This is a genomic window from Streptomyces sp. SID5910 (assembly GCF_009862125.1).
Taxonomy (GTDB): domain Bacteria; phylum Actinomycetota; class Actinomycetes; order Streptomycetales; family Streptomycetaceae; genus Streptomyces.
The window spans coordinates 1-8876 of record NZ_WWHX01000584.1 but is presented as its reverse complement, the minus strand read 5'-3'; the positions used below and the strand labels follow the sequence as shown (position 1 = coordinate 8876).

General features: G+C 71.0%; 10 protein-coding genes. 7 read left to right on the top strand and 3 right to left on the bottom strand.

Annotation, left to right across the window (positions count from 1 at the left end; genetic code table 11):
- The 5 genes from GTW67_RS20300 to GTW67_RS20280 all read left to right on the top strand — a co-directional run.
- On the top strand, positions 1–192 hold a 192-nt coding region (locus GTW67_RS20300; RefSeq protein ID WP_161166236.1), incomplete at its 5' end, for a family 16 glycosylhydrolase.
- A gap of 286 nt (positions 193–478) precedes the next feature.
- Entirely contained in the window at positions 479–1018 is a 540-nt protein-coding gene (locus GTW67_RS20295; RefSeq protein WP_161166235.1) for a GNAT family N-acetyltransferase, read from the top strand.
- A 126-nt stretch (positions 1019–1144) separates the two neighbouring features.
- Complete coding sequence (locus tag GTW67_RS20290; protein WP_161166234.1) at positions 1145–1708, top strand: hypothetical protein; 564 nt, start codon at positions 1145–1147, stop codon at positions 1706–1708.
- Entirely contained in the window at positions 1708–2847 is a 1140-nt protein-coding gene (locus GTW67_RS20285; protein ID WP_161166233.1) for a hypothetical protein, read from the top strand. Before GTW67_RS20290 ends, GTW67_RS20285 begins: the two co-directional genes overlap by 1 nt.
- 4 nt (positions 2848–2851) lie before the next feature.
- Positions 2852–3343 carry a hypothetical protein gene (locus GTW67_RS20280; RefSeq protein ID WP_161166232.1) on the top strand — a complete coding sequence of 164 codons (492 nt, stop codon included), beginning with the start codon at positions 2852–2854 and terminating at the stop codon, positions 3341–3343.
- A gap of 79 nt (positions 3344–3422) precedes the next feature.
- Here GTW67_RS20280 and GTW67_RS20275 read toward each other — a convergent pair whose 3' ends face one another.
- On the bottom strand, positions 3423–4082 hold the full coding sequence (locus GTW67_RS20275) for a hypothetical protein (RefSeq protein ID WP_202437468.1): 660 nt from the start codon (positions 4080–4082) through the stop codon (positions 3423–3425).
- A gap of 156 nt (positions 4083–4238) precedes the next feature.
- Here GTW67_RS20275 and GTW67_RS20270 point away from each other — a divergent pair, with 156 nt between their 5' ends.
- Entirely contained in the window at positions 4239–5453 is a 1215-nt protein-coding gene (locus tag GTW67_RS20270) for a metallophosphoesterase (RefSeq protein WP_161166230.1), read from the top strand.
- 66 nt (positions 5454–5519) lie between these two features.
- Here GTW67_RS20270 and GTW67_RS20265 read toward each other — a convergent pair whose 3' ends face one another.
- Positions 5520–5990, bottom strand: a complete 471-nt coding sequence (locus GTW67_RS20265) for an NUDIX domain-containing protein (RefSeq protein ID WP_161166229.1) — start codon at positions 5988–5990, stop codon at positions 5520–5522.
- Between the two features lie 76 nt (positions 5991–6066).
- Entirely contained in the window at positions 6067–7137 is a 1071-nt protein-coding gene (locus GTW67_RS20260; protein WP_161166228.1) for a substrate-binding domain-containing protein, read from the bottom strand.
- A 270-nt stretch (positions 7138–7407) separates the two neighbouring features.
- Between GTW67_RS20260 and GTW67_RS20255 the strand changes: the two genes are divergently transcribed.
- A complete protein-coding gene (locus tag GTW67_RS20255) occupies positions 7408–8781 on the top strand; it encodes an extracellular solute-binding protein (protein ID WP_161166227.1) in 1374 nt (457 codons plus the stop codon).
- Positions 8782–8876: the final 95 nt, after the last annotated feature.

Here is an 8876-nt window from a genome sequence, read left to right as displayed (position 1 = left end):
TTCAACTGGTTCGTGGACGGCAAGCTCGTCCACCAGGAGAACGGCTCGCGCGGTGCGCTCCCCACCCACCCGATGCGCATCATGGCCAACCTGTGGCCGGGCACCGGGGTCGACGGCTGGCTCGGCCCCTTCAGCTACCCCGGCACTCCGCTGACGGCCCGCTACGACTGGGTGAAGTACACCAAGTACTGATCCCGGGCTAACCGGTGAGGCCGGCACAGGCCTTGTGCCCTGCGCCGGCCTCAGAGGTGTGTACGGCTGCGGGCGGGAGCCGAGGTGGTGTCAGGCGGGCTGCGGGACGCGTACTGCCGGAGCGGCCGCGACCGCGCGGGTCTCGCAGAGGACGCCGCGCAGAGGGTGGAACTGCTGGTCGCCCGACTCCCCGTGGTCTGACACACCGTCCTGGCGGGCCTCCCCTCAGGGTGGATCGCTCTCAAGCGGCTTGATCACTGCTGAGCCTGCTGATTGGCTGGCCGGCATGACTGATCTCGGACCTGTTGCCTGGCCGCCTGCCCCGATCAGGACCGAGAGGCTGGTGCTCCGTGCACCCGAGGCCAGGGACCGAGCGGTGTTCGTCGAGCTGTTGGCGTCGCCAGAGGTGCACACCTACCTCGGCGGCCCCCGCCGGCGCGACGAGCTCGAACGCGAGATGCCTGCGGTCCCCGAGCGGTGGCCCGGCAGTCTCGTCGTCGACCTCGACGGGGCGATGATCGGCCAGATACTGCTCCGGAGGGCACCGGAGCACCGTCGCCCGGCTGCCGCAGGGAAGGTCGATCTCGGCTACCTGTTCCTGCCGCGAGCATGGGGTCACGGGTACGCCGCCGAAGCGTGCGCGGCGGCCCTCGACTGGTTCGACAGTGTCCTCCCCGACGAACCGGTGGTGCTCACCACCCAGAGCGCCAACGACCGCTCCATGCGCCTCGCGGCAAAGCTGGGCTTCACCGAGGTGGAACGGTTCCATGCCTGGGACGCCGAACAGTGGCTCGGCCTGCGGGCGCCGGTCACGCCCTCGTCTTGAGCTCGCACTCGCCACCAGACACGTAAGACCGCCTCGGCAGCCGGCGCCGGATCTGCGTAGCCCGGATGTGATCACCCGGCCATCAGCATGATTATCTGAGGGACGACACCAAACGGGGGATCACACATGAGCGACGGTAAAACCGCAGGCAGTGGCGGCAAGGCCGCAGGGGACGACCGGCTTCCGGAGCCGGATGGGGCGAAGCTTCCGCTGTCCCCGGACGAGATCGAGCGGCACAAGGTGCTTCCCGGCTGGGAGGGGCACTACACCGCGCCGCCCGCGAGCAGCACCGTCGACCCGCTGGAGCGGCCGCCGCTGCAACCGGCCACTCCCGGCCTCCTCCCGCCGCCGCCCGCCGGCGGACGGCCGGTCGACCTGAAGATCGCGCCCGGTGTACTCAAGAAGGCCGCCGGTCAGATCGACGACATCTACGACCACTTCTACAAGCCGGCCGCGTCCCTGGAGGAGCCCGCGCTGAAGGCGGTGGGCGCGCTGGAGGGGCTGGAGTCGGCGCGGGCGGTCCGGCTCGCCCACCGGCAGTGGGAGCGGCAGGCCGGCACGGTCACGGCCTGGCTCGCGCACATCGCCGAGAGCCTGCGCCTCAGCGACGGCACCTACACCAAGACGGACATGGCCGTGGGCCAGACCGCCGGTCAGGTGCGGGTCCGCTCGGCGCTGGAGGACTTCTGATGGCGGAGACCTTCTACCTCACCCTGCTGGCCGTGGACCTGTCGGCGCTGGACGACCTGGCGGACCGCTGGGAGAGCATCCACCGGGACATCAAGGGCCTCGGCAAGCGCATGCACGACGAAGCGCTCACGCCGCTGCGTGACAAGGGCTACTGGGAAGGGGCGGCGGCCCCGTACGCCTGGCGGATGATCGACGACATCGAGCGCCAGCTGGAGAGCGCCGCGAAGGTGGCGGACGCGGCCCGGCGCGTCGTCGAGGACGGCGTGGGCGATCTGAAGTCCGCCCAGAAGGACCTCAAGGACGCCACGCGGCGGGCCAAGGAGAAGGGCCTGTACATCAACGCGGACGGGACGCTGTCCCCGGACATCGTCGGCAACGTCTGCAAGGTCGAGCTGACCGACGAGGAGAAGAAGACCATCGAGGCGGCGGACCGGGAGATCGGCCAGATCCTCAGGCGGGGTGTCACGGCCGACCGCAACCTCGCCTTCAGCCTGATGGCCGACATCGGCCTGGGCCAGTGGTTCACCAAGGACCCGGGGCTCACCGACATCGACTCCACGAAGAAGATCAGCGAGGACGCGTACAACGCGCTGGACCTCGCACTTCAGGGCAAGGGGCCCTATCCAGGGCTCAGTTCGGACGATCCGTACTCGCTGGGCTGGGACTGGGTGACCGGCGGCGGCGCCCGGCACCGCGACTACCACTACGGCGACGAGATGACCGAGCTGATCAGGTCCAGCGAGAGCATGGAGCAGCTGCGGCTGGACACGCTGGAGCAGTGGCGGTCCACCGGTCAGCCGCAGGGCAGCGTGGCGTACTCGATCTCGGAGAGCGGCAAGCTGGGCGCGTTCAAGAAGCTCGTCACCACGGACCTGCCGGCGATCGTCACCGGCGACGAGGACCATCTGGGCGAGGCGTTCACCGGCTCGTACAACCTGAAGTACACGGTCAAGGGCCAGGACCCCGACGGCGCCCTGGTGGTCGAGTACACCCTGAAGAACAACACCAGCAACGAGTCGTTCCTGCACTACGTCGGCTACTACGACTGGCTGGAGAAGTTCAACCGCGAGGAGGGCGCCTTCTCGTCCGTGGACCAGAAGATCGTCTGGACCGAGCGCATTCCGGCGAAGGAGAAGTGAGTCGGTGTCCCGAGTACGTCTGCCGGCGGCAGCCGCCGTGCTGGCTCTGCTGACCTGTCTGCCGGGTTGCTCGTCGGCGCCCACCAGTGTCGAGGCCTGCATGGGGAAGCAGGCCGTCGGCGCGACCCCCGGGCAACTCGCCGGCACCTACCGGGGAGAGGGCGACGCGAAGGGTGTGACGCTCACCCTGAAGGCGTCGCAGGGCAAGCCGGGCAGCGGCACGGTCACCGTGCACGACTGGCCGACCGGTGACTGGTACCGGAGCGAACTCGGCGAGACCTTCGACGGGTCCGGCACCTGGTCCGTGGTGCAGGGCGGCACCTCGGCCACCGAGTTCGCGCGCCTGACCCTCGACCTCACCACGCCGAAGCGCTTCCTGGAGGGGGACACCCTCGACTCCCTGGCGATCGCCGAGGGCGACGGGCGCACCTACCTCTACACGGACGACGACCCGGACGTCTGCCCCGCGTTCCGGCTGCGGCTCCAGGGAGCCTGAGCCGCCCTCGGCGCCAGTGTGGCGGCCGGTGGTCCCGGCCAATGTGCCCATGACCAGCGGGACTTGCCGTGCCCGCTGGTCAGCCGTCGAGCGCGGCGGACGGTGTGTCCCCGTGCTGCGCCTGCCGGGACCGCTCCGCCAGCACCTTGGCCAGGTTCCGGACAAGGTCCTCGTCGATGCCTCCCTTGGCCGGGGAAGCCGACTCGGTCCACAGCAGCGTCGTGCCGACGCGGGTCTGGGTCACGGCGCCGGGCTCCCCCTGGAAGCCGGAGGTGCCGAACCGGGCATCGCGCTCGTCACCGATCGGGCCGAGCTCGAACGGCTTCGCCCCCTGCCCCGCCTTCTTGCTGTAGGGGCCGTCCCAGAGCACGTCGTAGGCGTTCCGGGCGGACTGTTCGCTGTCGTAGGCGATGATCAGGAAGCTGACGATGGTGGCGTCGCCGTCGGGCCGGAAGGTCGAGGCGCCGAAGAAGCGGGCGTTCCGGCAGCCCGCGTTGTCCTTGCTGGGGCAGGCCTGCTGGCGGTAGAGCTCGTTCATGTCGACGGCCGTGGGCGGAGTGGACTCCTTCCAGCCCGGCATGGCCTCGCCGTCGGGCAGCACCTGCCGTACCAGTTCCTTGGTGAGCGCCACCGACTTGCCGTTCGCGCCGTCGTTCTCCGTACCGCCGTCAGCGCCGCCGCAGCCGGTCAGGAGCAGAGCAGCCGCCGCGGTCGCCACGCACCACCGGTAGTTCTTCATGATCACGTCACTGCCCCCTTCGGGGTGATCTTACGCGGACCGTCCTGACGGCGACGGGGTCGCCCCGGACCGGGATCGTCAGCCGCCGTCCCGGCCGATCCACCGGGGCGACCGGATACAGTGCGCGAGACGGCAACCCGGTCAGGGAGGGGAAGCGTGACCGACACCAGCGACACCCGGCCCACCGAGGGTGAGGCGCAAGCACCGCGGCAGAGCGGACTGCACCGCGTGATGCGTTACGTCCCCCTGATCGCCCCCGTCCTGCTGTGGGCCGTGCCCTGCTGGGTGCTCCTGCATACCGGCCAGCACTGGCCGCTGCCCGTCACCCTGGTCGGCACCGCCCTGTTCGCCCTCGGGCTCATATGCATGCCGCTCGCGATGGTGCGCGGCCACGGGCGACGCCAGCATGACCGGGCGGCGATCGTCGGTGACACCCTGCTGGGCGCCAGCTGGGTCCTGTTCACGTGGTCCGTTCTGCTCGGCGTCTTCCTGCGGCTCGCCCTGACCGTGGCCGGCGTCGGGGAGAGCCAGGACCGCGCCCGGATCGTCACCTGGGCCGTCCTCGGCACCGCCGCCGCACTGCTCGCCTGGGGGTACGCCGAAGCCCGCCGCGTGCCACGCGTGCGCCGACTCGACGTGGAACTTCCGCGACTGGGCGCCGGGTTGGACGGCCTCCGCGTCGCTCTCATCACCGACACCCACTACGGTCCGCTCGATCGCGCCCGCTGGTCGGCACGGGTGTGCGAGACGGTGAACACGCTGGAAGCCGACCTGGTCTGTCACACCGGCGACATCGCGGACGGCACGGCCGAACGCCGCCGCGCCCAGGCCCTCCCCCTCGGTACCGTGCAGGCGGCCCATGCCCGTGTCTACGTCACCGGCAACCACGAGTACTACAGCGAGGCCCAGGGCTGGGTCGACCTGATGGACGAGCTGGGCTGGGAGCCGCTGCGCAACCGCCATCTGCTGCTCGAACGCGGAGGCGACGCCCTGGTGGTGGCCGGCGTGGACGACGTCACCGCGGAATCCTCGGGCCTGGCCGGCCACCGCGCCCACCTCGCCGGTGCGTTGGACGGCGCCGACCCCGACCTGCCCGTCCTGCTCCTGGCCCACCAGCCCAAGTTCGTCGACCGGGCGGCAGCCGCCGGCATCGACCTCCAGCTCTCCGGGCACACCCACGGCGGCCAGATCTGGCCCTTCCACCACCTGGTCCGCCTCGACCAGCCCGCCCTGGCCGGCCTCACCCGGCACGGCGCCCGCACCCTCCTCTACACCAGCCGCGGCACCGGCTTCTGGGGCCCGCCGTTCCGCGTGTTCGCCCCCAGCGAGATCACGCTGCTCGTGCTCCGCTCCCCGCACACCTCGCCGTGACACCACCCGCGTGTGACCGCGAGCGCCGCGAGATGACCGTCCGGCTCGCCCTCCTGGATCGACACGTCACCCACGACCACGCCACGGGCCGTCCGGCACCAGGTCTCCGAGCACGGTGAGCAGCTGCGGCGGCTCGACCGGGTCCGTCAGCGTGCCGAGATCCGACCACGCGACCCAGGCATGCGTGTCCAGGCTGGCCTGCTCCTCGGGGAGCAGACCGGTCCGCACCAGAGGCGGCTGCTCCTCGGCGAACCGAGCGACGAAGAAGCGCTCCGTCCCGGTGTACCGCTTGCCGTTCCACCGCACATCACGGTCGACGAGCACCGAGTGGTCCAGGACGGCAGCCGGATCGAGGCCGGTTTCCTCGGCCAGTTCACGTCGTGCCGCCATCAGCGGCGTCTCTCCGGGCTCGATGCCACCACCGGGCGGCTCCCAGAGCCAGTTCCCGTCGAAGGGGTCCCGCCAGCGCAGCAGAAGCAGGCGGTCGGCAGGGTCCAGGCAGACGACCCGCGCGGCGGGCCGGTACGTCGCATCCACCGTCCTGACGCTATGCGGTGCCCGGAACGCCGATCAAGACCTGCGAGCCCAGTCCGGGACTTGGGGTGCCGGGCGCTCACCACACCCCCTCACGCCCCGTCGCCCCCTCGGTGCTCTCGCGGAGGACGAGCCGGTGCGCCACGACGCGGTCCTGCGGACTCGCCGATCCGTGACGGTCCGCGTCGTCCAGCCGGGAGTCCGGGCGCGTCGCCTCGTCGATGCGGCGCAGCAGCAGGTCGATCGCGACCCGGGCCACCGCCTCCTTGTCCGGGGCGACCGTGCTCAGTGAGGGCACGCTGAACCGGCCGCCCTCCACGTCGTCGAAGCCGATGACGGCCACGTCCTCGGGCACCCGTGCCCCGTAGGCGTGCAGCGTGCGCAGTGCTCCCAGCGCCAACTGGTCGTTGAGGCACAACAGGGCGTCCGGCCGGGCTCCTTGGGCCAGTACTCGACGGACGGCGGCGGCTCCGTCGCTCATGTGGAAGGCCTCCACCGGCAGCAGGGACGCCGGGTCGTGTGCGATGCCGGCCTCGGCGAGCGCGGCGCGGAAGCCGCGGGTGCGTGCGTGCGCGGTGCCGACGCCCTCGTCGTCGCGCCCGCCGACGGCGAGGATGTGCCGGCGTCCCAGCGCGAGCAGGTGCTCGGTCGCCTCGCGGGCCGCCTGTTCGTTGTCGATCGCCACATGGTCGGCGCCGTCGGTCAGCAGTTCGCCCAGCAGGACGGTCGGCGGGATGCCGGTGTGTGCGCGCAGGTCCTCTGGTGCGAGGGCCAGCGGGCTGAGGATGACACCGTCCACGAAGTCCGAACCGAAGCCGGCGAGCGCCGCCTTCTCCCGTTCCCGGTCGGCGCCGGACTGGTGGATCAGCACGGTCAGGGAGCGGCTTTCGGCCTCCCGGACGACATGGCGGGCCAGTTCGGCGAAGTACGGGACGTCGAGTTCCGGCACGACGAGGGCGATGATGCCCGTGCGTCCGCTGCGCAGGTGCCGTCCGGCGAGGTTGACACGGTAGCCGAGGTGGTCGATGGCCTCCTGCACGACCCGGCGGGTCCGGTCGGAGACGTGGACGTAGTCGTTGAGCACGTTGGACACCGTCTTCTCCGACACCCCCGCGTGCCGTGCGACGTCCTTGATCCTCGGCCGTGCCACCTGCAACCTCCCTGCCCCTGGTCCGCCCCGAGTCTATGGGTGCCCTTCCGGTGTGCCGAGAGGGCTCGGCAGCACCGGACGAGGGGTGCGTCCGGTGCACGCGGGTGATGACCCAGCTCTTTACAGCCAATGTACATCGATGTAAAAACAAGCCACCGCACCGGGAGATCCGATGCGGATCACCTCGATGTGCACGGGCGGCCGGTGGCTGCCGCGCCGATGGCCCCTGCCCTCGGCCGGGCACGTCGTCCGGCCGTCGAAAGGTCAGTGATGAGCTCTGCACCCCCTGCCCGTGGGCCGCTCGGCGCCTGGGACCCGAACCGGGCGACCGGCGTCGACCGGCGACGGCTGCTGCGTTACGGAACGGCCGGAGCGGCGGCGTTGCTGACCGCGGGTCCGCTGGCCGGCTGTGCCTCGCCGGCCAGTGCCGGCGGGGCCTCCTCGCTGAAGGTGTGGGACCTGTTCCAGGGCGGCGACGGCATGCTCATGGACGAGATGATCGCGGCCGTCTCCCGCGGCGGTGACGGTTTCGACGTGGACCGGACGATCCTGGACTGGGGTCCGTCGTACTACACGAAACTCGCCATGTCGGCGGCCGGCGGCCGGGCCTCGGACGTGGCCGTGCTGCACCTGTCGCGCCTGGCCGGATACGCCCCCGGCGGACTGCTCGACCCCATCGACCTGGACGCCCTCGCCGAATTCGGCGTGACCGAGAAGGACTTCGCCCCCGCGATCTGGAAGCGCGCCCAGCACCAGGGCACGGTCTACGCCGTCCCGTTGGACGTCCACCCCTTCATCGTCTTCTACGACAAGGACGCCGCCGAGAAGGCCGGTCTGCTCGATCCGTCCGGCCACCTGGCACCGATGGGGTCGCCCGAGGCGTTCCTGGAGGCCGGCAAGAAGCTCGCCGAAGTGACCGGGAAGTCCGGCGTCCTCTTCGGGCACGTCACCGACACCGCCCAGAGCTGGCGCCAGTTCGCGGCGCTGTACGCCCAGACCGGCGCGTCCTTCACCCTGCCGGACGGCGGCCCGCCGAAGATCGACATCGACGCCGCGGTGAAGGTCGTGACCTTCATGAAGCAGCTCTTCGACGGCCGGACGAATCCCAACAACCTCGACTACAACGGCGCGATGGCCGCGTTCATGGACGGCCGCGGCGGCATGATCATGGCCGGGGAGTGGGAGCTGCCGACGTTCCGGAAGTCCGGCATCAAGCACCTGGGGGCGGCCCCCTTCCCGCAGGTCTTCGACCGGCCGGCCGTCTACGCCGACTCGCACAGCTTCGTACTGCCGCACCAGGACAATCCCGACCCGGCCCGGCGCCACGAGGCCCACCGGTACATCGCCGAGATCATCAAGCAGAGCATGATCTGGGCCAGCGCCGGGCACATCCCGGCCTACCAACCGGTGCAGGCCCTCCCCGCCTACGCGAAGCTCGACCCCCAGTCCTCCTACGCGGCCGCGGGCGAGATCGCCGTGCTCGACCCGCCGAACTGGTTCGCCGGAGCCGGCGGCAACTTCCAGAACCGCATGTGCCAGCCGCTCCAGTCGGCGCTGCTGGGCAACACCTCCGCCGAGAAGGCGGTACGGCAGATGGTCCGGGAAGCGGACACCCTGCTGCGCCAGCCCAACCCGGTCGCCTGACGACAGCCGAAGGAGCCGCATCGTGACCACCACCGCGCCCGACGGAGCCACGGCGCCCCCGCAGCCCCGCCCCGCCACTCCCCCGCCCGTGCCCC